The organism is Gilliamella sp. B14448G11, assembly GCF_016101765.1.
GTDB classification, from domain to species: domain Bacteria; phylum Pseudomonadota; class Gammaproteobacteria; order Enterobacterales; family Orbaceae; genus Gilliamella; species Gilliamella apicola_N.
Map to the genome: position 1 here is coordinate 48,065 of NZ_JACFPX010000012.1, position 25,493 is coordinate 73,557.

Here is a 25,493-nt window from a genome sequence, read left to right on the forward strand (position 1 = left end):
AAATATAATTAACGAAAGGGATATTATTGTAAAAGTGAAATATCAGCAACTTTTAAAAATAAATTTTGTAGTTTTTTCAAAAGAGCTAGACGATTAAGTTTCACTTGTTCATCATCTACCATCACCATTACATTTTCAAAGAAAGCATCAATCGGTGTTTTAAGTGCGGCTAATTCAACTAAAGCCTCTTGATAACGTCCATCGTTAAAGTAAGGAGCTAATTTATCCGTTAATATCGCTACATGTTTGGCTAATTCCCCTTCAGCACCCTCTACCAATAGGGCGGCATTAACATGTTCAGAAATAACACTGTCGGTTTTAGATAAAATATTAGAAACACGCTTATTGGCTTCCGCTAATGATGATGCTTCTGATAGTGTTCGAAAATGCGTTACTGCCTTGACTCTTGCATCAAAATCGGCAGGTTTCGTCGGATTAAGTGCTAATACAGCTTGAATGGTATCAATGGTAAAGCCTTGTTCTTGGTACCAAGCACGGAATCGACCTTGCATAAAGCTAACAATATCTTCAACAACATTTTTGTTATTTAGCTTCTCACCATATAGTGATACTGCATAAGTTGACAATTCGGCCAAATCTAATGGTAACGCTTTTTCGACAATAATACGTAGCACACCGATAGCCGCACGACGTAATGCAAATGGGTCTTTATCCCCCTTAGGGTGTTGACCAATACCGAAAATACCCGCTAAAGTATCCATTTTCTCGGCAATTGACACGGCGCATGATACGTAAGTGCTTGGCAATTCATCACCCGCAAAACGAGGTTTGTATTGCTCCTCAATGGCCGTTGCAACTTCAATACATTCCCCATCTTTAAGTGCTAAATAGCGACCCATTATACCTTGCGTTTCAGGGAACTCGAAGACGGTATTTGTCACTAAGTCACATTTAGTCAGTTTACCTGCACGTTTTGCTTGCTCAACGTTAGCGCCAATTTTGTCGGCAATAAAACCAGACAATGCTTCTATCCGTAACGCTTTATCTTTAACCGTTCCTAATTGTTGTTGAAATAGAACGGTTTCAAGGCGAGGTAAACGATCTTCTAAACGTTGTTTTAAATCAGTTTGGTAAAAGAATTCTGCATCGGCTAGGCGAGGGCGAACCACCTTTTCATTACCTGAAATCACCACTTGCGGGTCTTTTGATTCAATATTTGCCACAAAAATAAAATTCGGCAGCAGTTTGCCTTGCTTATCGTAAACTGGAAAATATTTTTGATCACCTTTCATGGTATAAACCAGTGATTCGGCAGGGACAGCCAAAAAGCGTTCTTCGAATTTAGCTGTTAATACAACCGGCCATTCAACTAAAGAAGAGACTTCCTCAAGTAAACTATCGGTTAAATCTGCTTTACCATTTAATTTCGTTGCGGCGTCTTGCGCTTGTTGTTTGATAATAGCTTTACGTTTATCATAATCCGCAATGACTTTACCTCGTTGTTCTAAAATATCTGGGTATTGATCTGCATTATCAATAGTAAATTCTTGCTCACCCATAAAGCGATGACCTCGAATCACTCGATTTGATTCAATGTCTAAAATAGTGCCAGGCACTAAATCTTCACCATAAAGCATTGTTACAGTGTGGCAAGGTCGAATAAATTCAACTTGTCGAGCCGCCCAACGCATTGGTTTAGGAATAGGTAATTTGCTTAATGCGTTTTTTACCATATCACACAATAAATTAACGACAGGCTGACCTTTTTGATTTTGCGTATAACAAAGCCATTCTCCCTTATCTGTTTGAATGCGCTGAGCCTGATCGACACTAATACCACATCCGCGAGCCCATCCTTCAGCGGCTTTAGTTGGATTGCCATTTGCATCAAATGCTGCGCTTACCGCTGGGCCACGTTTAACGATTTGGCTATCTGGCTGCGTGTCATTTAAATTTAAAACTTTTAATGCTAAACGACGAGGCGATGCATACCAAAGCACTTCACCATGTTCCAATTTAGCATTATCAAGTTGTTCTATAAAATTAGCTGCAAAACTTTCAGCTAATGTTCGGAGTGATTTTGGAGGTAACTCTTCAGTACCAATTTCCACTAAAAATGTTTTTTGCATAATCTTTAAATTCCTACTTTGCTGCGCTTGGGTTAGAACGTGAATTTTGGCACATAGGGAAGCCAAGAGCTTCGCGTGATGCATAGTATGCTTCTGCTACCATTTTAGTTAATGTTCTAATGCGTAAAATATATCGTTGTCTTTCAGTAACTGAAATTGCTTTACGTGCATCAAGTAAATTAAAACAGTGAGCAGCTTTTAAAATACGTTCATAAGCCGGTAATGGCAGTGGTTTTTCAAGTTCAAGTAAAAATTTAGCTTCTTTTTCATGTTGTTCAAAACAGTAAAATAAGAATTCGGTATTGGCATACTCAAAATTATAAGTTGATTGTTCAACTTCATTTTGGTGAAACACATCGCCATAAGTTGTTTTACCAAAAGCACCGTCACTCCAAACTAAATCGTATACGCTATCCACACCTTGAATATACATAGCGAGTCGTTCAAGACCATAAGTGATCTCACCTGTAACAGGTTTACACTCAAGTCCGCCAACTTGTTGAAAATAAGTGAATTGGGTGACTTCCATACCATTTAACCAAACTTCCCAACCTAGTCCCCATGCACCTAAAGTAGGATTTTCCCAGTTGTCTTCAACAAAACGAATATCATTAATTGTTGGATCAAGACCTAACTCTTTTAATGAACCTAAATATAACTCTTGAATATTGTCAGGAGAAGGTTTTAAGATAACTTGAAATTGATAATAATGTTGTAGCCTATTTGGGTTTTCACCATAGCGACCATCGGTAGGGCGACGCGATGGTTGAACATAAGCCGCATTAATTGGCTCAGGACCAAGTGCTCGTAAGCAAGTCATAGGGTGCGAAGTGCCTGCACCAACTTCCATATCTAACGGCTGAATCACCGTACAACCTTGATTAGCCCAGTAATCTTGTAACGTTAGTATTAACCCTTGAAAGGTTTTGACATTAAACTTTTGCATGATGTTATCTTTATGGTTGAATTGATTTTTTGGTAATTTAAATAGTGTTGTATTTTATACTTTTTATCCGTGCTTGTGAAATGTCTAATATACTATATGCCGTAATTATTCTTAAACTCGCTTAGATGGTATACATTTTGCATATTTAGTTATTTATATGTATAGTGGTTTATCTTTTACGCTTGATAATAAATCCTAATTACAATTCTATGGCTATTTATCAAAAATTTCTTATCCCTATTTTAATTGGATTAATGTATGCCAACCCTTTGTATGCGATTGATGATAATCAAAAATTACAAAATTTGCGCCAGTCAATTAAAGAACAAGAAATTCGTTTAGCTGAACAGAAAAAGGAAAGGACACAATTAGTTAATGATCTCAAACAACAAGAAACCGAGATAGCTAAACTGCTGACGTCAATTGAAAAAAATAATGCTACACTAAATAAACTTAATAAGGAAATTGCTCAGTTAATCAAGCAAATCGATGAGTTAAACGTTAAACAACAGCAACAAAGACGCGCATTGGCTAAGCAGCTTGAAACCGCTTTTAAACTAGGCAAAAACACAGGCTTTGAGCTTATTTTTGCTAGTGAACAAAGTGAACGTAATGAACGTCTTATCACCTATTTTGGTTACATTAATGACGCCAGAGAACAACATATTAATGCTTTGCGTGAAACGCAAGTGCAACTCAACGAAAAAAAATTAGCTTTACAAAAGAAGCAAGTTTCTCAACAGGCATTACAAACAAAACGCAAGCAGGAGCAGGTTGGGCTTGAAAAAAATCGCCAAGATAGAAAAAAAACGATTACCTCATTAGAATCATCCATGCAAGTTAATCAACAAAAACTGGCTCAATTACATGAAAATGAGGCCAAACTACAAGCAAAAATTGCTGAAGCAGAGAGAGAAAGCCGACGCATAGCAGAAGAAGAAGCAAGGCAAGCAAAAAATATTCAAGCAAAACAAAAAAATAATAATTATACTTTAAGCCCAGAAGAGCGATCGCTCATGGCTCGAGTTAGTGGCATTGGTAAACCTAAACGTCAATTTAATTGGCCAGTAAGTGGATCTGTCTTGCATCGATTTGGCGAATCATTACATGGTGAACTGTATTGGAAAGGAATGGTAATCAATGCTAAAGATGGTACACAAGTAAAAGCGATAACCGATGGACGCGTAATATTAGCAAGCTGGTTACAAGGTTATGGTTTTGTTGTTGCAATTGATCATGGTAAAGGTGATATGAGTTTATATGGGTATAATCAAAGAGTGCTTGTGGCAGTCGGTGATAAAATTTATAGTGGTCAACCCATTGCGTTAGTGGGCTCAAGTGGCGGACAAAATAGTTCAGGATTATATTTTGAAATTCGTCGAGATGGAAAAGCTTTAAATCCTAGTGGATGGTTAAAATAGTGGTTCGTTTACTCATTTCAATGGCCATTGGTCTATTATTACAAACAAGCAATGTATGGGCAGCAGAGTTAGCAATTGTTATTGATGATTTTGGCTATAGACAACATAATGAAGAGCAAATTATTAAACTTTCGCCTAATATTACGGTGGCGGTGTTGCCTAATTCTCCAAATGCACATCATATTGCCAATATCGCTCATGAGCACGGCAATGATGTGATGATTCACTTACCAATGGCTCCCTTTGGTAAGCAGCCGTTAGAGAAAGATACGTTGTATCCTTATATGGAAGAAGAAGAAGTTGATCGTATTGTAACCAATGCGGTAGCGCATGTACCTTATGCAATTGGAGTTAATAACCATATGGGCAGCTTAATGACATCGAGCCAAATTGGAATGGAAAATGTTATGAAAGCGCTAAGTTACCACTCAATGTTTTTTTTAGATAGTAAAACCGTCGGAAAAACAGCCGTCAAAGACGCGGCAAGTCTTTATAATATTCCAGTTGTAGAACGAGATGTATTTTTAGACGATAAGCAAAATGAGGCCATTATCAGTCAACAATTCGATTTAGCTATTAGAGTTGCACGTAAAAAAGGTTCTGCCATCGCGATTGGGCATCCACATCCACAGACGCTCAATGTGCTTAAAAATAAATTGGCTAACTTACCACCTGATATTGAACTAATCAAAATCAGTCAACTTGTGGCGCCATTAACAATAGAATCTAAACCGAAAGTAACATTAAAATATATTTTTGAAAACTGCATAAAATCTTTAGAAGATGCATGGAATTTCAATAATGATCTAAATAAATAATTACTTTTTTTCTAATGTTCGATGGCGAATTTGTATTTGTTTATTTTGTGCTTTAAAAAATTCAGCTAATTGCTCTGCAATGAAAACGGAACGATGTTGTCCCCCAGTACAACCAATCGCGATAGTTAAATAACTTCGATTATTTTTCTCTAACATTGGCAACCATTGTTGCAAATAATTAGCTGTTTGATAGATAAAATTGGTTACATCATCTTGTTTTGATAGATAATTAATTACAGGCTCATCTAATCCTGTCAAGGGTCTTAAATTGATATCCCAATGAGGATTAGGTAAAAAACGGACATCAAATACAAAATCGGCTTCAACAGGCAAACCGTGTTTAAACCCAAATGATTCAAAAATCATTGTTAATTCACGCTCTTTTTTACCTAAAATACGCGCTCTTAAAATATCAGATAATTGGTGAACAGAAAGATTATCTGTATTAATAACCAAACTGGCATGCGATTTTAATGACTCTAAATAACTTTCTTCAAGATCGATTGCTTCTTCAAGTGAATGCTTTTGATTGGCTAAAGGATGTATTCGTCTTGTTTCACTATAACGACGGATAAGAGTGTTACGGCTACAATCTAAGAAAATAATTTCAGGTGTTACTGATTCAGGAAGTTTTTGCAGTATATCGTAATCAAATTCGAAATTGATAGGCAAATTGCGAATATCAATGCTAACAGCGACAGGCGTATCATTGTTTTTTAATGAATCGGCTAATTGTGGTAATAAAGCGACAGGAATATTATCAACACAATAAAATCCCATATCTTCTAGCGCCCGTAATGCAATTGATTTGCCAGAGCCGGAACGGCCACTCACTATCATCAGAATCACAATTCAACCTCCATTATTGATGGTTTGTGTAAGTATATACTGTTTGTTTGTAAAGATACAATTTAGTAAATATAGAATACTGGTTTAATATTCGTTTTTAATCTTCGCAATAAGTTGTTTAAGCGCTTGTCCTCGATGTGAAATCTGACTTTTATGCTCTTTTGTTAACTCTGCAGCGCTACAATTTAGTTCGGGTACATAAAATAAAGGATCATAACCGAAGCCACCTTCACCTCGTGTTTCATTTAAAATGATGCCATTCCACTTTCCTAAACAAATAATGGGTGTTGGATCATTTTCATGTCGCATGAACGCTAATGCGCAATAAAAATAAGCGGTACGTTTTTCACTTGGTACATTTTTTAACTCTTGCAATAATTTTTGATTATTGCTTGCATCGTTACCATGTTCGCCTGCATAACGGGCAGAATAGATCCCTGGTGCGCCACCAAGCGCATTAACCACTAATCCAGAATCATCAGCGATTGCTGGTAATTTAGTAAATTTAGCTGTATGTCTTGCTTTTAATATCGCATTTTCAATAAAGGTTAAACCAGTTTCATCCACCTCAGGTACATTGAACTCTTTTTGTGCAACAACATTAAAACCAGCATCGGCTAACAGGTTTTGTAGCTCATTAACTTTACCTTGATTATTTGTTGCTAAAACAATTTTTTGCATTTTAATTTCCTTACCATAACTGGTTTGTCAAATATTACCATTAGTGAATTTTATGTAACAGCCGTTATTTACTATATGAATATTTTCAAAAATCAGGCTCGCATGTAAAAGTCATGCTTTCCCCTGTTTTAGGATGATTTATTGTCAGTGATTGGGCATGTAACAACAATCTTTGAGACATCGAAAATGCCTCAGGATGTGCATAAAATTTATCTCCCAAAATTGGATGTCCAATAGCTTGCATATGCACACGTAATTGATGTGAACGTCCCGTAAACGGAAATAATTTAACTCGGGTAGTATTATTCTCATTTCGTGAAATAACTTGATATTCAGTTAATGCATGTTTACCGTTTTCAAGATCCACCATTTGCCTTGGACGATTCGGCCAATCACAAATTAAAGGTAGTTCAACTTGTCCAGTATCTTGCTCAAGATGCCCATATACCACAGCAATATATGTTTTTTTGGGGATCCGTTCACGAAATTGCTTTTTTATGTCTCGATCGGCTAATTTTGATAGCGCAGCAACCATAATACCACTGGTTGCCATATCTAAACGATGAACCGATTCAACATAACTGTATTTTTGTTGTAAACGGTGAATAATACTATCAATAAATTGAGGTTTATTACCTGATACAGATAATATCCCAGGCTGTTTATTAACAACGACAATATGGTCATCTTGATGTAGGATAGAAAGCCAAGGGTCAATAGGGGGATGATATTCCAAAAGCATTTATATATGACAATTCTTAAAATAAAATTGTCATATATTCTAGCAAACTCAACAAAAAGCGCCAGTTTTATAAAAGCGGCGCTGGTTTCAAATTATATTTTCTTTGCTGGAAAGAATTGAGAAATTAATATGGTTAGACCTACAAAAAGATAACAAGCAAAAATAATAATCATCCATTGAGACATTTCGATGGTTAAAAAAGTCCAAATTTTATCGGCACATGAGCCATAGGCATTAAACATACTTGGTAACCATTGATTTAAAGGTAACCAAGATGGAAACTGAACATTAATTGCACAGGTATCACTGAAATTAGGTTCAAATTGTAAATGAGCGTGAAATGTTGCTAACATAAATCCTTTATAGGCACTAAATAACCAAACCAAAATTCCGACTAATCGAAAAATATAATTATTAGGCTTAATTAGTCCGATAATGCTTGCGATCATAATTCCAAAAATAGCACAGCGTTGATAAATGCATAATGTACAAGGGGCTAGATCTAACACATGTTGAAAAAAGAGCGCTGTTAATTCAAAAATAAAGGTAGAAAGGAATAATAAAAACCAAGCAGCTCTGCCATTTGAGTAATGATTGAGTAGTGATAACATACTATTTTATTCCTCCATATTCCGTTATAATTACTTATCTTTAATTATATCGAAAGTAATCTATCTAATTTTTAAGTGATGCTAGTGTAGTTTATTTTCGGATAATGTAAACGACTTTTATATATTGATGGCGGATTAATCACTTCTTATGGATTCAAACGTTCCACAAACAAAATTGCAAGTCTCATTTGTCACAATTTCTGAAGAAAATGCGACACAACGAATTGATAACTTTTTAATTACACACTTAAAAGGTGTACCTAAAAGTATGATTTATCGCATACTGAGAAAGGGTGAAGTGAGAGTTAACAAAAAACGCGTTAAACCTGAATATAAATTAAATAATGGCGATGAGATTCGTATTCCTCCTATACGCGTTGCTGAAAAAACAACACCCGAAATTTCAACTAAGCTTAATAAAGTTGCTGATCTGGAAAAAGCAATCATCTATGAAGATGATGTGATTTTAGCCATTAATAAGCCTTCTGGTATTGCCGTTCATGGCGGTAGTGGTTTAAGTTTTGGTGTCATTGAGGGATTACGCGCATTAAGACCCGAAGCAAAGTTTTTAGAATTAGTTCATCGAATTGATCGTGAAACATCGGGTGTACTATTAATAGCTAAAAAACGTTCCGCATTAAAAGCGTTACATGAGCAGCTTAGACTTAAACAGATGCAAAAAAATTATTTGGCATTAGTAAAAGGAAATTGGCCGTCAGAATGTAAAGTGGTGCAGGCGCCATTACTTAAAAACGTATTAAAAAGTGGTGAACGTGTTGTCAAAGTTGATAAAGAAGGAAAGCCTTCTGAAACGCGATTTAAAGTTGAAGAGCGATTTGATTTTGCAACTTTAATTAAAGCCAGTCCAGTTACAGGACGTACTCATCAAATTCGAGTTCATACTCAATATGCTAACCATCCAATTGCTTTTGATGATCGTTATGGTGATAACCAATTTGATATGCAACTGGCAAATACCAAGCTTAACCGATTATTTTTACACGCGGCTAATGTGAAATTTATTCATCCGAAAACTTTACAAGAAATGCAGTTAAATGCACCTATGGATGATAAGTTGCAAGCATGTTTAAATCAGCTTAGAAATGATAAATATCAACAAACAGAATCATTAAAATAAAAAGGTAGTAAGTGCGAATGAAAGATCTCAATTTATACTTAATTAGACATGGGCAAACAGAGTGGAATATTAAAGATCAGATGCAAGGATCGCAAAACTCTCCTCTTACAGAACAAGGCGTTTTAGGGGCTAAAATAACAGGGCAATATTTAAAAGATGTCCCTTTTTTGCAAGCATATTCCAGTACTCAACAACGTGCTATAGAAACACGTAATTATATCGTTAACGAAAATATTAAAGATATTCCAACATTTGAACTGTCTGATTTGCAAGAAATGGATTTTGGTGATTGGGAGGGTAAACATGTACCGACTCTTAAAAAGGAAGTGCCAGAGTTTACAACTTATTTAACCGATCCTGCTAATTTTGATGCTTCTGCCAATAAAGGTGAAAATTATCTTGATGTTCTAACGCGTATGAAACAAGGACTCAATACGATAATTCAAAATGCACCACAAAATACGGGTAATATTTTAGTCGTTTCGCATGGAACGGTATTGCGATTATTACTTTGCGTATTAAATGGAGGTGATTGGCGTTTACACCGTGATGATCAATACTTTCCGCGCATGTTAAATACCAGCATAAGTGTTGTTAATTATCAACAAACGGATGATAAATCAGAAGGAAAATTTACGGTTAAATACTATAACAATGTCGATCATTTAACGGATAAATAATCGGTGATGTAAATTTTTTATTATCTCTCAAATAATGTATTTAATATTAATAATATAAAATGAGAGATAATAAGCCTATCTAGCGTTTATCTTTTACTGTATTTTGTGTAACGTTGTTGTAGCTGTTGTAACTGTTTAATTCTGGCCTCAATCCTCGAAATCATGATTTGATCACCTTTCGTTTGGTTTTTAGCATTTTGTAATATTTGGATTGCTCGTGGAAATTGACCTTCGAGTGCAATCAATTCTGCTTGAGCACTCATCTCTTTCGCTCTTGAATGCGATCCCCCATAAGCTAAAATCAGTAACTCCCAACCATTAGTATCATCATTGTGATCAAAAGTATATCGATGAAGTAGACTTATGGCTTGTTGATAATTTTTATTTTTCACATAAGCATTAGCCAAATTGAGTTGTAATGCGGAGCTATTTGGTGATTTTTTTATTGCCGTTTGCAATCGATTAATTGCAGCATTATTGTTATTTGTACTTAAATCAATATCCGTCATTAAATCTATGTACCAAATGTTATTAGGATCATTATCTAATAATGGTTGCAGTTGTTGTTTTGCTCTTTGATAATTGCCACTTCGGTAATCGGCTAGTGCATAACCATAAACGATGGCAATTTTGCTTTGTTCATTATTGAGTTTTTTGTAATCTTCGAGTAACAATTTGCCTGTATTGATATTATTACTCATTAAAATAGCTAATCTTGCTTTAGCTAAATAATAATTGAGTGATGGGGCAATATCTTTTTTAGAATATTGCATTGAACGATTTCGAATATCGGATAAACGGCTATTGGGTAATGGGTGAGTAAGTAAAATTTCTGGCGGCTTACTACTAAAACGAGTTTCATCAGCTAACTTTTGCAAAAACTCCGATGAAGCATATGGATCAAATCCTGCTTTAGCAAGTGTTCTTAGACCAACACGATCGGCTTCTTGTTCATTACTTTGTGTAAAACTAATCATGCTTTGCGTTGAACCCGCCATAGCACCTGTCATTACCATCATCCCAGCTTCTGGATTGGCTAATGCTAATAATAAAGAACCTAATGTGGCACCCCAGACATAAGGGCTGTTGCGATTTTGGTTTTCCATTGCCCTAGCTAAATGGCGTTGAGTAACATGACCAATCTCGTGAGCCATGACAGAGGCTAGTTGGCTTTCATTATTGGTATCCAATATTAATCTAGAGTGAATAACCACATTACCGCCAAAAAAAGCAAATGCATTAAGTACATTGCTTTTCATAATATAAAAGTGAAAAGGTGTTTGTACTGATTCCGATTTTAAAACTAATCTTTTACCTAAATCATTGATATATTGATTTAAAACAGGATCATTAATGATAGGGGCATCAGCGCGTAATAGCCGCATATAATAATCACCCATCTCCATCTCTTGCCCTATACTTAATGTTGAAGCAGCAGCAGTACCTATATCAGGAAGGTTGATGTTATCGGCATAAACTAATGGGGCATTTTGTAATAATAACGATGTAGATAGTACCAATGCGACTACTTTTTTTAACATTGTTTCAACCTATAGAGATAAGAATATTAACTGATTACTATTTTAGCCGAAAAAAAGGACAATTTCACTTTGAATTGCTCATCAACTGTTAGGTATATCAGGCGTTAATGATAAAAAATAATAAATTATTGGAATACAGCGGCTCGAATTTTTTCGATATCAACATTTTCGATATATTTGACAATATTAGGGTAAACATTATAGTGATGACCAAATTCAGGTTTCATTAATTCATTAATGGCTTGAGATTTTGACCAATTTTGGAAGACTATACGATACATAGCTACAGCAACACCTGTGCGATCACTACCATGCCAACAATGAATTAATATTGGTTTGGGCGATTGATTAATGGCTTTTAGTATCTCAATTATTTTTTCGTCAGAAATATTTCCTGCTCGTATTTTGATCCAAACTTCGGAAAGATCCGTATTTTCTAACTTATCGCGATCACTATGCAGTAAACGTAAGTTAATTATGGTTTTAAAGCCTAACTTTTCAAGATATTGTATCTGTTTTCTGGTTGGCTGTTCTGACCGGGAAAGATCATCAGATATTTTATAAAAATTATCGGGTAAATTATCACTAGGTTTCATATTAGATTGACAGCCAATTATCATCAAGCAGACACAACACAGCATTAATGAATTTGCTAATTTTACTTTGATAAAATCATAACAAGATCTTAATTGTTGTGTTGTGTACAGCATAAATAGATGCAATTTATTAATTTTTAAGCCAATTGACGACGGTTTTGGATAAATTCAATGATGTTTTCAATTTTCACCATCTCTTTATCACCACCACAACGATGTTTATATTCCACTTCGCCATTATCCAGATTTCGTTCACCAATAACAATGGTATGCGGAATCCCAATTAACTCAGCATCTGCAAACATCACACCTGGTCGCTCTTTACGATCATCAAACAACACATCAATACCTGCAGTTTGTAAATCTGCATAAAGTTTTTCTGCCGTTGCTTGTACTTTTTCAGATTTATGCATGTTCATAGGAATAATGACAACACTAAATGGCGCGATGGCTTCTGGCCACACAATTCCACGCTCATCGTGACATTGTTCAATCGCTGCAGCTACAATACGACTTACGCCAATGCCATAACAACCCATGATCATAACGTGGTTTTGTCCATCCTCGCCTTGAACAGTTGCTTTCATCGCCTCTGAATACTTCGTTCCAAGTTGGAAAATATGCCCAACTTCAATGCCACGTTTAATTTGCAATGTGCCTTTACCATCTGGACTAATGTCCCCTTCAACCACATTACGAATATCTTCAATGCGCGGTAGGGTAACGTCTCGTTCCCAATTGATATTAAAGTAATGTTTATGATCAATATTGGCACCCGCACTAAAATCACTCATTACTGCGACATCTCGGTCAATAATGATTGGCATATTAAGGTTGATTGGACCTAATGAACCAGGGCCAGCATTGACAATAGCGCGAATTTCTTCGTCAGTTGCAAATTCTAGTGGTGAAGCAACAATGTCAATTTTTTCAGCTTTGATTTCATTTAGAGTATGATCACCACGTACCAATAATGCAACTAATTGATGACCACTTTCTTTAGTCGCTTTTACCATTAATGTTTTAACGGTTTTTTCAATTGGTAAATTGAACTGTTGAACTAATTCATCAATGGTTTTGGCGTTTGGTGTATCAACAATTTCCATTGTTTTAGTCGGTGCTGCACGGTTTTGAGTTGGCGCTAATGCTTGTGCCATTTCGATATTGGCTGCATAATCCGATTCAGTTGAAAAGACAATATCATCCTCACCACTATCAGCTAAAACTTGGAATTCGTGTGACCAATTACCTCCAATAGATCCTGTATCGGCACGTACTGCTCTGAAGTTTAAGCCAGCACGAGTAAACACGGCACTATAAGCTTTGTACATGTCATCATAAGTTTCTTGTAATGATGCTTGTGAAGTATGGAATGAATAAGCATCTTTCATAATAAACTCACGTGAACGCATTACCCCAAATCGCGGGCGAACTTCATCACGAAATTTGGTTTGAATTTGATAAACATTCAACGGCAATTGTTTATATGAACTAACTTCATTGCGTAGTAAGTCGGTAATTACTTCCTCATGCGTTGGTCCTAATACAAAGTCACGATTACCTCGGTCTTTAATACGTAATAGTTCTGGACCATATTGTTCCCAACGTCCACTTTCTTGCCAAATATCAGCAGGTTGAACAACAGGCATTAATACCTCAATTGCTCCCGCTTTATTCATCTCTTCTCGGACAATGTTTTCAACTTTTTTAAGTACACGATAACCAGTTGGCAACCAAGTATATAAACCGGCCGCAACTTTTCGGATCATACCGGCACGTAACATTAATTGATGACTAATTACTTCAGCATCAGCTGGCGTTTCTTTTAACGTAGAAAGAAGATATTTACTGGTTCGCATGAATTTATCCCGAAAAATAATTTACTTATAAATATACTAAAAATGCTTGCTAGTTTAGCAGTACCCAGCGCAACACTAAAGTAATTTTATCGTTATTTTTGATGTGAAATAGATAATAAGACCATCAAAAGAGTATCAAACAAAGCAAGTTACTTGCGATAAACGCCAAATCTAATTCAAAAGTATCATGCATTATAAATTGGGGGGTATTGTGAAATTGCAGGCAATTTTATAAAAATTTAGTATTAAAACTGATACTTTAATTTTTTGGGACACAATAAGTATCAAAATAGATATTTTTTCAAAAATATATCATGTTGATTATATTAAATTTTTTAGCGTTTGTGTGACGTGGATCACGTTGATAAAGAGATTAAATTGATATCATACGCGCAAAATTTTAGACAAAGGAGTAGTTCAATATGGGCCAATTAACCATTAACGAGGGTATAACAACTTCTAAAGAGGATGCTGCGTTATCTAAATGGCGTAAAAGCGATACTTTATGGATGTTGAGCCTTTATGGTACTGCAATTGGTGCAGGGGTATTATTTTTACCAATTAATGCAGGTGTAGGTGGTTTGATTCCATTATTAGTGATGTTAATTCTCGCTTTTCCTATGACCTTTTTTGCTCACCGTGCTTTATGCCGTTTTGTATTGTCAGGTAAAAGTAGAGACGGGGATATCACAGTCGTAGTTGAAGAAGCGTTTGGTCGCACGGCAGGAAATTGGATAACGGTACTTTATTTTTTTGCTATTTACCCCATTTTATTAGTATATAGTGTAGGTATTACTAATACCGTCGATAGTTTTATGGTGCACCAACTGGGTATGGCGTCACTACCAAGAGCTTTGTTATCATTTATTTTGGTCGCTTTTTTAATGTCGATTGTCCATTTTGGTGAAGAGCTTATTGTAAAAGTTATGTCCATTCTGGTGTTTCCTTTCATCGCGGTATTAATGATTTTGGCATTATTTTTAATTCCTGAATGGAATGGCGAAATTTTTAATAATATTTCTTTTAGCAGCAATGGTTACAGTGGACACGGTATTTTAATGACACTTTGGTTGGTTATTCCTGTTATGGTTTTTGCTTTTAATCATTCGCCAATCATTTCTTCTTTAGCTGTTGCTAAACGTAAAGAATACGGTGAAAATTATGCCGAATCAAAATGTACTAAAATTATTGCAGCAAGTAATATTATGATGGTTGCAACGGTGATGTTTTTTGTGTTCAGTTGTGCACTTTGTTTATCGCCTGCAGAACTTTTAGAAGCAAAAGCGCAAAATCTTTCAACGTTATCTTATTTAGCGAATCGTTTTAATTCGCCAGTTATTGAGTATATTGGTCCACCAATTGCATTTATTGCTATGGCTAAATCGTTTTTGGGGCACTATTTAGGTGCGAAAGAAGGATTTAATGGTATCGTGAATAAAGCTTTACGTAGTCGTAATAAAACACTATCTGAAAAGAAACTTGAAAAACTTGCTGTAACATTTATGTTTTTAACAGCATGGGGCATTGCAACGCTCAATCCAAGTATTTTAGGTTTAATTGAATCACTAGGTGGCCCAATTCTTGCAGTACTATTGTTTATAATGCCAATGTATGCAATTCATAAATTACCCGCATTAGCACAATATCGTGGCAAACTCAGTAATGGGTTTATTGTGATTATGGGATTTATTGCGATTTCAGCCGCTATTTATAATTTAGTTTAAAAGATCCCATTATTTATCGTAGTTGATTTGATTTTTTATGAACAAAACCATCGGCATTAGCCGATGGCTCGTATTCTTTAATAGGCAAAATAGTTTTAATAGTAAATTTGCTCCTTGTCCATTTCGTTGCAATAGTAAATTTATGAAGATTTAAACTTACGCAACACAGTTGCGTAAGTATCAAAAAGGGAAAAATATGAGTTCGGTATTTGAAATATTTAAAATTGGTATTGGTCCTTCAAGTTCACATACGGTTGGCCCTATGAGAGCCGGGAAGGCATTTATTGATCAACTGATTAGTAATAACATGATGTCATCGGTAACCAAAATTGTGGCTGATGTCTATGGCTCTTTATCGCTAACTGGTAAAGGTCACCAAACAGATATCGCTATCATTATGGGACTTGCTGGCGAAAAACCTGATATGGTGAATATTGATAATATTCCATCTTTTATCGAAAAAATCAGTCAGACACATCGCTTACCGATTTATGATAATCGCTACGAAATCGATTTTCCTCTTGCTAGTTGTATGGTGTTTCATTCTAAATTTTTACCTCTCCATGAAAATGGTATGACGTTGAGTGCCTATAATGGTGAAACGCTCCTGTTTCAGAAAACCTATTATTCAGTAGGGGGCGGTAAAATTGTAGAAGAAGAACAATTTGCAAAGCAAAAAACCGAATCAGTAAAACTGCCTTATCGTTTTTCTTCTGCTGCACAATTATTGAAACATTGTGAAGATAATTCTTTATCAATTTCCAGTATTATGATGAAAAATGAGCTGCAATTTCATTCGTATGAAGAAATTGAAGATTACTTTTCACGCGTAGGGCAAACTATTTTAGAATGTATCAAACGAGGTATGAATACAGAAGGTTTATTACCTGGACCACTTAAAGTGCCACGCCGAGCTTTTTCTCTTTATCGACAGCTATCTACAACCAAAGATCAGATCATTAGTGATCCAATGGTGATCATTGACTGGGTTAATATGTTTGCACTTGCTGTGAGTGAAGAAAACGCAGCAGGGGGGCGTGTGGTTACGGCTCCAACTAATGGTGCTTGCGGTATTATTCCAGCGGTATTGGGTTATTATGATAAATTTATTAACCCAGTTACGCCTGATATCTATATTCGATTCTTTTTAACTTGTGGTGCAATTGGTCAACTTTATCAAATGAACGCTTCTATTTCGGGCGCGGAAGTTGGTTGCCAAGGTGAGGTAGGTGTAGCTTGCTCAATGGCTGCGGCAGGATTAGCTGAGCTTTTAGGCGGAAATCCCGAGCAAGTTTGTATGGCTGCCGAAATTGCGATGGAACATAATTTAGGTTTGACTTGCGATCCGGTTGCAGGGCAAGTGCAAGTGCCATGTATTGAGCGTAATGCTATTGCAGCGGTGAAAGCTATCAATGCTACAAGAATGGCGTTGAGACGAATAACGGCAGCAAAAGTAACTTTAGATAAAGTAATTAAAACAATGTATGAAACGGGTAAAGATATGAATGCTAAATATCGAGAAACATCTCGAGGTGGATTGGCAATTACGGTACATTGTAGTTAATAGCCCATTTATTATCTTCGCCTTTTTTATAATTGGCGAAGATAAAAATTACGTTATATCCTTAGTTTTAGCGTTTTATTTTTTGAATTTTTTTTAGTATTTCCAGCGCATGGTATTCACTTTAGAGCGCAAAAAATCATTTTCAACAAGTACGTCAACATTTTCTGTGTTTGTTGCTCGTTTTTTTCTTTTCCGTTTTGGTTGGTCTGCTGAGGTTTTGTGAATGACTTCGTTGTAGGCAAGTAAGTTATTAAGCTGATCGAGTTCGCCTAATCCTTTAAGAACTGAAATTAATGTTTGTAATGTGATTGATTCGCCTTGCTCAATACGTTTTATTGTTGCTATACCAATTTGAGATTTGTCGGCAAGTTCTTGTTGCGATAAATTTTTTTCGATTCTAGCCATTTTTATTCGGCGACATAACAATTTTATCATGTCGTTAATTTCATTCATGAATAATCCTTACTGGGTAAACTAAAATTTAAGGTTATTTTTATAGCTAAACATGTAATATATCATTTAAACTTTCAATGATATCACTGGCTAATAAACTATATTTATTATGTCTTTTTAAAGCAGCATCACCGGCTAATCCATGTAAGTAAACACTTACTGGGGCTGCTTTTGTCGGCAATAAATGTTGAGCGATAAGTCCAGCCATTATTCCCGTTAAAACATCACCCGTCCCCCCGGTAGACATACCATTATTCCCGGATTGGTTAATATAAGTGGCGTGTTCAGGTATTGCGACAATGGTTTTTGCATCTTTTAGAACACAGATTACGTTAAAGTCTTTTGCAAATTTTTTAGCTATTTTGATGAGATTTGTTTTAATTTTTTCTATCGGTAGATTGACTAATCTAGACATTTCGCCCAGATGTGGCGTGACAATAACCGTTGACTGAGCTTGTTGAAGTAATTTTAAATTGGTAGCCAAGGTATTAAGTCCATCAGCATCAATAATTATAGGAATTGTAGCGTATTGCAATACGTGCGCTAGGATTTTATGAGTATCATCGGATACGCCCATTCCTGGTCCAATCACAATGACTGAAGCCCAATTTATTAATTCTTCGAGGTTTTTTATATCAATTTTTTGGGGAATATATGGCGTAAGTAATACTTCAGGTAGTTGAGTCAATAAAATATCACGATTGCATATTGGTGTGTAAATACGTACTAACCCTGCACCGGTTTTATAAGCGGCTTTAGCCGAAAAGAACGCGGCTCCAGACATATTTTCTGAACCAGCAATAATCAATACTTTACCATAGCTACCCTTATGGCTATTATCTGATCGGCATGGTAGTAATTGACTCAACTCGTTAGATTGATAAGTATAATGACTTGCTGGGGTATTTGCATAGATACCAATATCTGCAATCGAGACTTCACCAGCTAATTCGACCCCAGGGTAAAGTGATAAACCAATTTTTGAATAGGCAAACGTTACCGTTTGTTTGGCTTTGACTGCAATACCAAGAATTTTACCTGTATTGCTGCAAAGTCCTGAGGGAATATCAACCGCAAGCACTTCAGCATTACTTTGATTAATCAATTCAATCGTATGAAGAAAGTCGCCAGTGACAATACGATTAAGCCCTATACCGAAAATGGCATCAACAATAGTTGTATATTTGGCAAAGGAATCAGTGGGTGATGTTACAAAGGTAATATTATAATGCTGGGCTATTTTAAGTTGCTGTAATGTTTCATCGGAAGCATTTTCTGGCTTACCAATTAAATAAACATCCACATCAATATGTTGTAATTTTAGTAGGCGAGCAACGGCAATACCATCACCACCATTGTTACCGTATCCACATACTACAGCCACTTTATTTAAATTATAGTTATTGTTACTGAGTTGGTTCACAACGGCTAGTGCCGCACGTTCCATGAGTACTAGGGAGGGTAAGCCAATTTCATTTGAGGTATAAGCATCGTAATGCTTCATTTCAGACGAGGTAACTAAGTATTGCATGATACTGCCTCTTTCTGTAAATGAGATGCCACATTAAGTGGCAAAATCATACAGGTAAATTAATCAATGATTAGATTAATGATTGTTCATTCATTTGCTTTTTTAACTGTTGTTTTTTTAGGCTTTCTAATATTTTATTATGTATTCCGCTAAAACCGCCATTACTCATAATTAAAATGGCATCAGTCGGTTTAGCCGATTTTGTTATCATTTCGACAAGTAAATCGATATCGCCAGACCAATATGCAGGCTGAATACAACCATCAACAACATCCGCTACTAACCATGGTAATTGTTCAGGTTGGAATAAGTAAACTTCATCAGCACGACCAAGTGATGGCGCCAACTCATCTTTTGATACTCCAAGCTTCATTGTATTTGAACGAGGTTCAAGAACGGCTAAAATTCGGCGATTAGCGCCAATTTTACTACGTAATGCTTCAAGTGTTGCCAAAATTGCAGTTGGATGATGGGCAAAATCGTCATATATTTCAATATTATTAACTTCACCATAAAGTTCTAACCGTCTTTTGGCATTGATAAATGAACCGAGTGCTGCACAAGCATCTGTCGGCTTAATACCAACATTATGAGCTGCAGCAATAGCCATCAACGCATTATGCATGTTATATTCACCGACTAAAGAATACTTAACTTCGCCCACTTTTTCGCTATTGTAGTAAACCGCAAAATGGCTGGCATCACTGTTAATACGTTGCGCTAACCAACCTGTTTCAGATTCCGTAAAACTTTGTTCGCTCCAGCAACCTTTAGCTAGTACTTGTTTTAAATTAACATCATCTTGTGGCGTGATGATAAGTCCTTTACTTGGTACTAAACGAACTAAGTGGTGAAACTGCTTTTGGATTGCAGCAAGATCATCAAAAATATCAGCATGATCAAATTCTAAATTATTCATGATTAATGTCTTAGGACAGTAATGCATGAATTTTGAGCGTTTGTCAAAAAATGAACAATCGTATTCGTCAGCTTCAATAACAAAAAAATTACCTTCGCCTAATCTTGCCGATACATCAAAATTACCAGGTACACCACCAATAACAAAACCTTGCTTATAACCTTGTTTTTCCAAAATCCAATTGACCATTCCAGCAGTGGTTGTTTTACCATGTGTACCTGCAACCGCGATAACCCAACGATCGCGTAAGACATTGTCATGTAACCATTGAGGAGCTGAAATATAAGGAATATTATTATCAAGCACATATTCAACACAAGGGTTACCTCTTGATAACGCATTACCAATGATCACCAGATCAGGGGTAGGAGTCAGTTGTGAGGGATCATATCCTTCAATAATATCAATATGCTCTTTTTGTAAGAGTGTACTCATCGGCGGGTAAACATTTTTGTCTGAACCCGTTACGTGATGACCCTGCGAACGGGCTATTAATGCAATTCCTGTCATAAATGTGCCACAAATTCCTAGAATATGAATATGCATTTTTAGTCCTTAACTTTAATAAAATGTACTGATAATAATATCTGTTTTGTTATCACTGTCGTTTTGATTGGCAATTGGATGTAATTCCGAAATGTCCAGATAATTATAGTCGATTTTTATGGCTTATGCGATAGGCCATAAATATCGAATCAATAATTTTGCCATTTGATTACCTCGAAATTCATCTACCATCAGATGATAAACGATTTTGACATTTTTTAATGATTGATCTGGCCATTGTTGTAAATTAGCATTAAATAATATCCCTTCAATCACCGGTCCCCCTTTTTGGGGTTCCAAAACCAATCTAAGATGTTTTTCTGCAAATAAGCGCTGTTGATGAATGATAAATTCTCCATCAAAAATAGGCTCAGCAAACCCTTCTCCCCAAGGTCCTGCTTCTTTTATATGTTTTGCGATCGCATAATTAAAATCTTTACCATCAATTTCACCATCTGTTTCAATAATTGGTTCTAGTGATGTCTTAATTAATTTCGCATTGATTAACTCTTCAAAACAATTTTTAAATTGTTCAAAATCTTCTTCACGAATGGTTAAACCTACCGCCATTGCATGACCACCAAAACTCACAATTAAATTAGGGTATTTCTGATCAAATTCATCTAATAAATCACGGAAATGTATTCCTGCAATTGATCTTCCCGATCCTTTTAAAAAACCGTCTGATGTTGAAGCAAATGAGATAACGGGTCGATAATACTTATCTTTTAATCGGGCAGATAAAATACCAATAATACCTTGATGCCATTCAGGATGATAAACAATAAGTATGTCAGGAATGGCTGTTGCTTGATTTTCAATTTGTTGAATAAATGATAATGCTTCTTTATGCATAGTTTGCTCAATCAACTTGCGATCATTATTGAGCATATCAAGATTTTTGGCTTGTTCTAAAGCAGTATCAAAATCATCACAAAGTAACAATTCAACACCTAAAGACATATTATCCATTCTACCTGCTGCATTTAGTCGGGGAGCCACATAAAAGGCGAGATCGGTTGCAGTGAAAGACGACTGCTCTTTTTTAGCAATTTGCAATAAAGCTTTTATTCCTTCACAACAATAGCCTGATCGAATTCGGCTTATGCCTTGATGGACTAATATTCGATTATTGTGATCAAGTTTTACTACATCAGCAATAGTACCTAAGGCCACTAAATCCAGTAAATTAGTAACATTATATGGCGTTAAATTTCTCTTTGTATACCAATCTTCCTTACGTAATTTAGCCCTTAATGCCAGCATAAAATAAAAGGCTACTCCGACGCCAGCCAAATGTTTAGATGGAAAAGCACAATCAGGTAAATTAGGATTGATTATGGCATCAGCATTGGGTAACTGTTCAGGACATAAATGATGATCAGTAATAATCACCATTAAATTAGCTTGCTTTGCAAACTCGACCGCTTCAACAGCAGCAATACCATTATCAACAGTGATAATTAAATCCGTGTGTTGTGAAATAGCTTTTTTTACTACGCTTATACTTAATCCATAGCCATCTTCAAAGCGATCTGGAATAATATAATCAACAAATTGACCGCCCATTTTTCTAAGTGCTGTGACCATTAATGCCGTACTCGTTGCTCCATCGGTATCGAAATCACCGACAACGACAATGCGTTTATTCTCTTTCATTGCCGAATAAAGAATTTCAACAGCGTTTTGTGTCCCATCCAATTTATCAAAATTGCATAAATTTTGCGTAGTATAATCAAGTTCATGCATGGATCTAATACCACGCAATGCGTATATTCGTTGCAATAATCGCGGAATATCTTGTGATAACTCAGGAAAAATTTCAGGTAATTTTCGATGTAATATTTTGGTTTTATTCATATTATAAATGTTAGCGTCAAAACGCTAACATATGTCTTTATATTCGTTTTAATTAATGATTAAAAATGATTAGTTAAATATTACTTAACCGATTTTTTATTTAAAATAGTCAGTAATTTATCAGCAGGAACATAGCCAGAAACAAGTTGACCATCAGCTAAAACAATGGCCGGTGTGCCAGTAATACCAATTTGTTTGCCAACGTTAAATTGTTGGGTTACATAAGGTATCATACTGCTTGCTGGAGAGATAGGATTATCTTTGTAAGCATTTTCAAAAGCAGCTTTACGATCCGCTACACTCCAGATTGATTGCATGTTTTTCCCAACTTCGCTATCTGCACCAGCACGAGGAAAAGCAAAATAGTGCACTGAAATACCCGCATCTAAATATTTATTAATATTTTCATGCAATAACTTACAATAATGACAAGTATAATCGGTAAATACCGAAATAACATATTTTTCATTGTTAGCTTTATAGACAATAGCATCTTTCTCAATAGATTTAATTAATTTAACATTGTTGCTATTAGCTATATTTTGTGGTTCATCACCTTGTACATCAAAAATAGGTCCTTGAGTTAAGTATTTACCATCATCAGAAACATAAAAAATGCCATCAGGCGTAATCACGGTTTTAAATCCATTTACTGGACTATTCTCAATTTTTATATCTTTGGATTCATAACCTAATCGGTTTAAGCTTTTTGTAATATCTGTATTAGCTGCTAGTACTGAAGTTGAGATTAATGCCAAACCTATACTTAAAACTATTTTCTTCATTTAATTATCCTTATTTTGTTGAGAACTACGCTCGAGGATGATGTTTGCTGTGTAACTGCTTTAATCTTTCCGTTGCTACATGTGTGTAAATTTGAGTGGTTGATAAGCTACTATGACCGAGTAGCATTTGTACCACGCGCAAATCCGCGCCATGATTAAGCAAATGGGTTGCAAAAGCATGTCGAAGTACATGGGGGGAAAGAGCCTCAATATTAATGCCGGTTAGTATGGCATAATATTTGATTCTATGCCAGAAAGTCTGTCTGGTCATTTTTTTTCCTAATCTGCTTGGAAAAAGTACATCAATTGCACCATTTTTCAAAAGATCATTTCGAGCATATTTAAAATAATATTCTAACCAATAAATCGCTTCTTCACCAAGTGGTACTAAACGTTCTTTGTTACCTTTACCGATGATTCGAACGACACCTTGACGTAAACTGACATCACTTATTTCTAAATTAACCAATTCAGAAACACGTAAACCTGTGGCGTAAAGAACTTCTAGCATGGCTTTGTCGCGAAGCTCAATAGGGTCTTCAATACTAGGTGATTCAAGCAAAGCATCAACTTGTGATTCAGTTAAATCTTTAGGCAGTTTTTTGGGTAATTTAGGTGATGATAAAACTGCAGAAGGATCATCAGTACGATAGTTTTCTTGATAAAGATACTGAAAAAATCGTTTAGTTGCACTGAGTAAACGTGCAGAGCTGCTGGCTTTATACCCATCTTGAACTCTCTGCATTAAAAAATTCTGTAAATTATCCGTTTGTGCGGTCAATAACGTTACATCTTGTTGTTGCAGTGATTGACTTAATGCTATTAAATCAAGTTGATAAGATGCAACAGTATTTTCAGCTAAATTGCGTTCTAGCCATAATGCATCTAAAAATTGTTGTATTAACAGTTTATTTTGTGCTGGTATATTTTTATCAGATATCAAAAGTCATCTCTACTATTAATTTATGATAATTATTATATACCAACTGAGGATAAGTTGCAGATAGGTTCAGATTATAGGCTGGTATAATACTTTTTCGATATTCAATTATTCGTTTAACCCATTTTTTACTTAAACGTATAGTTAACCTGAAACTTTTTGACAAAATCATTTTATTAAGCGGGTTATACTAATTTTTGTAAACACATTAGCATCTATTTTTTTATTGTATACCATTAACTGCATAACGTTACTTAATGTCTAAAGTTTTAAAATAAACAGATCTAAAAAGTTTGATATCGGTTTTTTGTTCAAATATCATTACTTTTATAATTAATCCTTGCTAAGAACATCAATCTTTTCAATTCGAATTTTGTTACAGCATACCTTTTAGTAAAATGATCTATTTTGATTATAAACCCACATTTTGTAATATATTTATAGGTTCACTTACAGTTAAATTTATAAACAATTATCATTAATACTATTAAATAATTAATGATTTTTTTGAATCATTATTTATAACATTTATCTATAATAACTTTTTCTTCAATTGATTTTTCAGGGTTGTTACTTAAATCATCTAAAATATCACCTAAACATTGACTGCGTTGCTTACTTACTTGCAGCATATTTTGTTCACTTAATGTTAGATTGCTCTTTTTCTCTAACATGATAATAATAATTTTATATATTTGAAAAATCCTTATATATTTATTAAATACTAAAGACTCAACATCATCAAAAGAAATTTTCGTTTTATTATATTCCTTTCTTTTATCATCTTCCTCACTCAATTGAAGGTCAGTAAACAAAACTTCAGGAGTTGGATAATTACGTAATAAAGGAATAAAAAACTCAGGGTAAGGGTAATCCTTTTTTATTTTCTCAAAATCCTTTTGAAAAGACTGTTTTTGTTCTGACGAAAGTGATGATATTTTTTCTTCAAAAAAATTTGCACATTCTTCAATATCGTAACTAACAACCAAATTCAGATTGCAATAAGAATGAGTGTGTGCAAATGATTGGTTATTAATAAAAACAAACAATAAGGGTATTAAGATTTTATTCAGTAACTTGCAAAGTTGCGACAATATTATTTCCATTTTTTGATACTCAAAAAGGTGAGACACCACTCCTCCATCAAAGCTCCGCATTATTTCTAATTTATTTTTCCTATCCATTTATACTTAATATCA

At 35.1% G+C, this 25,493-nt stretch carries 22 protein-coding genes; 6 read left to right on the forward strand and 16 right to left on the reverse strand.

Translation table 11 applies throughout. From position 1 onward, the window contains the following. Positions 1 to 23 precede the first annotated feature (23 nt). Together glyS and glyQ are read right to left on the reverse strand one after the other, a co-directional pair. On the reverse strand, positions 24 to 2,093 hold the full coding sequence (gene glyS / locus H3S88_RS09020; protein WP_370528599.1) for a glycine--tRNA ligase subunit beta: 2,070 nt from the start codon (positions 2,091 to 2,093) through the stop codon (positions 24 to 26). A 10-nt stretch (positions 2,094 to 2,103) separates the two neighbouring features. Beyond that, a complete protein-coding gene (glyQ, locus tag H3S88_RS09025) occupies positions 2,104 to 3,036 on the reverse strand; it encodes a glycine--tRNA ligase subunit alpha (protein WP_084810878.1) in 933 nt (310 codons plus the stop codon). A gap of 209 nt (positions 3,037 to 3,245) precedes the next feature. Between glyQ and envC the strand changes: the two genes are divergently transcribed. Together envC and H3S88_RS09035 are read left to right on the forward strand one after the other, a co-directional pair. After that, positions 3,246 to 4,457 carry a murein hydrolase activator EnvC gene (gene envC, locus H3S88_RS09030; RefSeq protein ID WP_198228628.1) on the forward strand — a complete coding sequence of 404 codons (1,212 nt, stop codon included), beginning with the start codon at positions 3,246 to 3,248 and terminating at the stop codon, positions 4,455 to 4,457. After that, the gene (locus H3S88_RS09035) at positions 4,457 to 5,275 is read left to right on the forward strand and encodes a divergent polysaccharide deacetylase family protein (protein ID WP_198228629.1); all 819 of its coding nucleotides are present in this window, start codon (positions 4,457 to 4,459) and stop codon (positions 5,273 to 5,275) included. Before envC ends, H3S88_RS09035 begins: the two co-directional genes overlap by 1 nt. On the opposite strand, the gene rapZ is transcribed toward H3S88_RS09035, so the two are convergent. The 4 genes from rapZ to dsbB form a co-directional block, all read right to left on the reverse strand. Next, positions 5,276 to 6,124 carry an RNase adapter RapZ gene (gene rapZ, locus H3S88_RS09040; protein WP_198228630.1) on the reverse strand — a complete coding sequence of 283 codons (849 nt, stop codon included), beginning with the start codon at positions 6,122 to 6,124 and terminating at the stop codon, positions 5,276 to 5,278. 84 nt (positions 6,125 to 6,208) lie between these two features. Then, complete coding sequence (locus H3S88_RS09045) at positions 6,209 to 6,805, reverse strand: XTP/dITP diphosphatase (protein ID WP_198228631.1); 597 nt, start codon at positions 6,803 to 6,805, stop codon at positions 6,209 to 6,211. A gap of 85 nt (positions 6,806 to 6,890) precedes the next feature. Then, positions 6,891 to 7,547 (reverse strand): bifunctional tRNA pseudouridine(32) synthase/23S rRNA pseudouridine(746) synthase RluA, encoded by a 657-nt coding sequence (gene rluA, locus H3S88_RS09050; protein WP_144093266.1) that lies wholly within the window; start codon positions 7,545 to 7,547, stop codon positions 6,891 to 6,893. 92 nt (positions 7,548 to 7,639) lie between these two features. Continuing rightward, complete coding sequence (gene dsbB, locus H3S88_RS09055) at positions 7,640 to 8,158, reverse strand: disulfide bond formation protein DsbB (protein WP_065738401.1); 519 nt, start codon at positions 8,156 to 8,158, stop codon at positions 7,640 to 7,642. 148 nt (positions 8,159 to 8,306) lie between these two features. On the opposite strand from dsbB, the gene rluC reads away from it, so the two are divergent. Both rluC and H3S88_RS09065 read left to right on the forward strand, forming a co-directional pair. Further along, positions 8,307 to 9,296: a 23S rRNA pseudouridine(955/2504/2580) synthase RluC gene (rluC, locus tag H3S88_RS09060; RefSeq protein WP_065738402.1), complete on the forward strand. Its 990-nt coding sequence runs from the start codon at positions 8,307 to 8,309 to the stop codon at positions 9,294 to 9,296. A 17-nt stretch (positions 9,297 to 9,313) separates the two neighbouring features. Beyond that, positions 9,314 to 9,976: a histidine phosphatase family protein gene (locus H3S88_RS09065; RefSeq protein ID WP_198228632.1), complete on the forward strand. Its 663-nt coding sequence runs from the start codon at positions 9,314 to 9,316 to the stop codon at positions 9,974 to 9,976. An 86-nt stretch (positions 9,977 to 10,062) separates the two neighbouring features. On the opposite strand, the gene H3S88_RS09070 is transcribed toward H3S88_RS09065, so the two are convergent. The 3 genes from H3S88_RS09070 to proS all read right to left on the reverse strand — a co-directional run bounded on the left by H3S88_RS09070 (position 10,063) and on the right by proS (position 13,972). Next, a complete protein-coding gene (locus H3S88_RS09070) occupies positions 10,063 to 11,517 on the reverse strand; it encodes a M48 family metalloprotease (protein ID WP_198228633.1) in 1,455 nt (484 codons plus the stop codon). 125 nt (positions 11,518 to 11,642) lie between these two features. Next, entirely contained in the window at positions 11,643 to 12,113 is a 471-nt protein-coding gene (locus H3S88_RS09075; protein ID WP_172398422.1) for a dual specificity protein phosphatase family protein, read from the reverse strand. A gap of 137 nt (positions 12,114 to 12,250) precedes the next feature. After that, positions 12,251 to 13,972, reverse strand: coding sequence for a proline--tRNA ligase (gene proS / locus H3S88_RS09080; protein WP_198228634.1), 1,722 nt, complete (start codon positions 13,970 to 13,972; stop codon positions 12,251 to 12,253). Positions 13,973 to 14,394: 422 nt separating this feature from the next. Between proS and H3S88_RS09085 the strand changes: the two genes are divergently transcribed. Together H3S88_RS09085 and H3S88_RS09090 are read left to right on the forward strand one after the other, a co-directional pair. Next, positions 14,395 to 15,696 carry a serine/threonine transporter gene (locus H3S88_RS09085; RefSeq protein WP_144093274.1) on the forward strand — a complete coding sequence of 434 codons (1,302 nt, stop codon included), beginning with the start codon at positions 14,395 to 14,397 and terminating at the stop codon, positions 15,694 to 15,696. Between the two features lie 196 nt (positions 15,697 to 15,892). Further along, the gene (locus tag H3S88_RS09090; RefSeq protein WP_198228635.1) at positions 15,893 to 17,260 is read left to right on the forward strand and encodes an L-serine ammonia-lyase; all 1,368 of its coding nucleotides are present in this window, start codon (positions 15,893 to 15,895) and stop codon (positions 17,258 to 17,260) included. A 93-nt stretch (positions 17,261 to 17,353) separates the two neighbouring features. On the opposite strand, the gene H3S88_RS09095 is transcribed toward H3S88_RS09090, so the two are convergent. From H3S88_RS09095 to H3S88_RS09125, 7 genes are all read right to left on the reverse strand, one after another. Then, positions 17,354 to 17,713, reverse strand: coding sequence for a helix-turn-helix domain-containing protein (locus tag H3S88_RS09095; RefSeq protein ID WP_086326914.1), 360 nt, complete (start codon positions 17,711 to 17,713; stop codon positions 17,354 to 17,356). A 46-nt stretch (positions 17,714 to 17,759) separates the two neighbouring features. Continuing rightward, complete coding sequence (locus tag H3S88_RS09100) at positions 17,760 to 19,244, reverse strand: NAD(P)H-hydrate dehydratase (RefSeq protein ID WP_198228636.1); 1,485 nt, start codon at positions 19,242 to 19,244, stop codon at positions 17,760 to 17,762. Between the two features lie 70 nt (positions 19,245 to 19,314). Then, on the reverse strand, positions 19,315 to 20,709 hold the full coding sequence (gene mpl / locus H3S88_RS09105) for a UDP-N-acetylmuramate:L-alanyl-gamma-D-glutamyl-meso-diaminopimelate ligase (protein ID WP_198228637.1): 1,395 nt from the start codon (positions 20,707 to 20,709) through the stop codon (positions 19,315 to 19,317). 123 nt (positions 20,710 to 20,832) lie between these two features. Further along, a complete protein-coding gene (gene recJ, locus H3S88_RS09110) occupies positions 20,833 to 22,569 on the reverse strand; it encodes a single-stranded-DNA-specific exonuclease RecJ (protein ID WP_198228638.1) in 1,737 nt (578 codons plus the stop codon). An 80-nt stretch (positions 22,570 to 22,649) separates the two neighbouring features. Beyond that, entirely contained in the window at positions 22,650 to 23,354 is a 705-nt protein-coding gene (dsbC, locus tag H3S88_RS09115) for a bifunctional protein-disulfide isomerase/oxidoreductase DsbC (protein WP_086326910.1), read from the reverse strand. 25 nt (positions 23,355 to 23,379) lie between these two features. Beyond that, a complete protein-coding gene (gene xerD, locus H3S88_RS09120) occupies positions 23,380 to 24,279 on the reverse strand; it encodes a site-specific tyrosine recombinase XerD (RefSeq protein WP_198228651.1) in 900 nt (299 codons plus the stop codon). A gap of 530 nt (positions 24,280 to 24,809) precedes the next feature. Then, positions 24,810 to 25,478, reverse strand: a complete 669-nt coding sequence (locus H3S88_RS09125) for a hypothetical protein (RefSeq protein WP_198228639.1) — start codon at positions 25,476 to 25,478, stop codon at positions 24,810 to 24,812. Positions 25,479 to 25,493 lie beyond the last annotated feature (15 nt).

Coding starts and splice junctions, on each gene's coding strand:
- dsbB (WP_065738401.1), bottom strand. CDS start 8,158: ATGTTATCACTACTCAATCATTACTCAAATGGCAGAGCTGCTTGGTTT.
- H3S88_RS09095 (WP_086326914.1), bottom strand. CDS start 17,713: ATGAATGAAATTAACGACATGATAAAATTGTTATGTCGCCGAATAAAA.
- mpl (WP_198228637.1), bottom strand. CDS start 20,709: ATGCATATTCATATTCTAGGAATTTGTGGCACATTTATGACAGGAATT.
- dsbC (WP_086326910.1), bottom strand. CDS start 23,354: ATGAAGAAAATAGTTTTAAGTATAGGTTTGGCATTAATCTCAACTTCA.
- H3S88_RS09100 (WP_198228636.1), bottom strand. CDS start 19,244: ATGCAATACTTAGTTACCTCGTCTGAAATGAAGCATTACGATGCTTAT.
- rluA (WP_144093266.1), bottom strand. CDS start 7,547: ATGCTTTTGGAATATCATCCCCCTATTGACCCTTGGCTTTCTATCCTA.
- H3S88_RS09090 (WP_198228635.1), top strand. CDS start 15,893: ATGAGTTCGGTATTTGAAATATTTAAAATTGGTATTGGTCCTTCAAGT.
- H3S88_RS09045 (WP_198228631.1), bottom strand. CDS start 6,805: ATGCAAAAAATTGTTTTAGCAACAAATAATCAAGGTAAAGTTAATGAG.
- glyQ (WP_084810878.1), bottom strand. CDS start 3,036: ATGCAAAAGTTTAATGTCAAAACCTTTCAAGGGTTAATACTAACGTTA.
- recJ (WP_198228638.1), bottom strand. CDS start 22,569: ATGAATAAAACCAAAATATTACATCGAAAATTACCTGAAATTTTTCCT.
- H3S88_RS09085 (WP_144093274.1), top strand. CDS start 14,395: ATGGGCCAATTAACCATTAACGAGGGTATAACAACTTCTAAAGAGGAT.
- H3S88_RS09065 (WP_198228632.1), top strand. CDS start 9,314: ATGAAAGATCTCAATTTATACTTAATTAGACATGGGCAAACAGAGTGG.
- H3S88_RS09125 (WP_198228639.1), bottom strand. CDS start 25,478: ATGGATAGGAAAAATAAATTAGAAATAATGCGGAGCTTTGATGGAGGA.
- proS (WP_198228634.1), bottom strand. CDS start 13,972: ATGCGAACCAGTAAATATCTTCTTTCTACGTTAAAAGAAACGCCAGCT.
- H3S88_RS09075 (WP_172398422.1), bottom strand. CDS start 12,113: ATGAAACCTAGTGATAATTTACCCGATAATTTTTATAAAATATCTGAT.
- envC (WP_198228628.1), top strand. CDS start 3,246: ATGGCTATTTATCAAAAATTTCTTATCCCTATTTTAATTGGATTAATG.
- H3S88_RS09070 (WP_198228633.1), bottom strand. CDS start 11,517: ATGTTAAAAAAAGTAGTCGCATTGGTACTATCTACATCGTTATTATTA.
- rluC (WP_065738402.1), top strand. CDS start 8,307: ATGGATTCAAACGTTCCACAAACAAAATTGCAAGTCTCATTTGTCACA.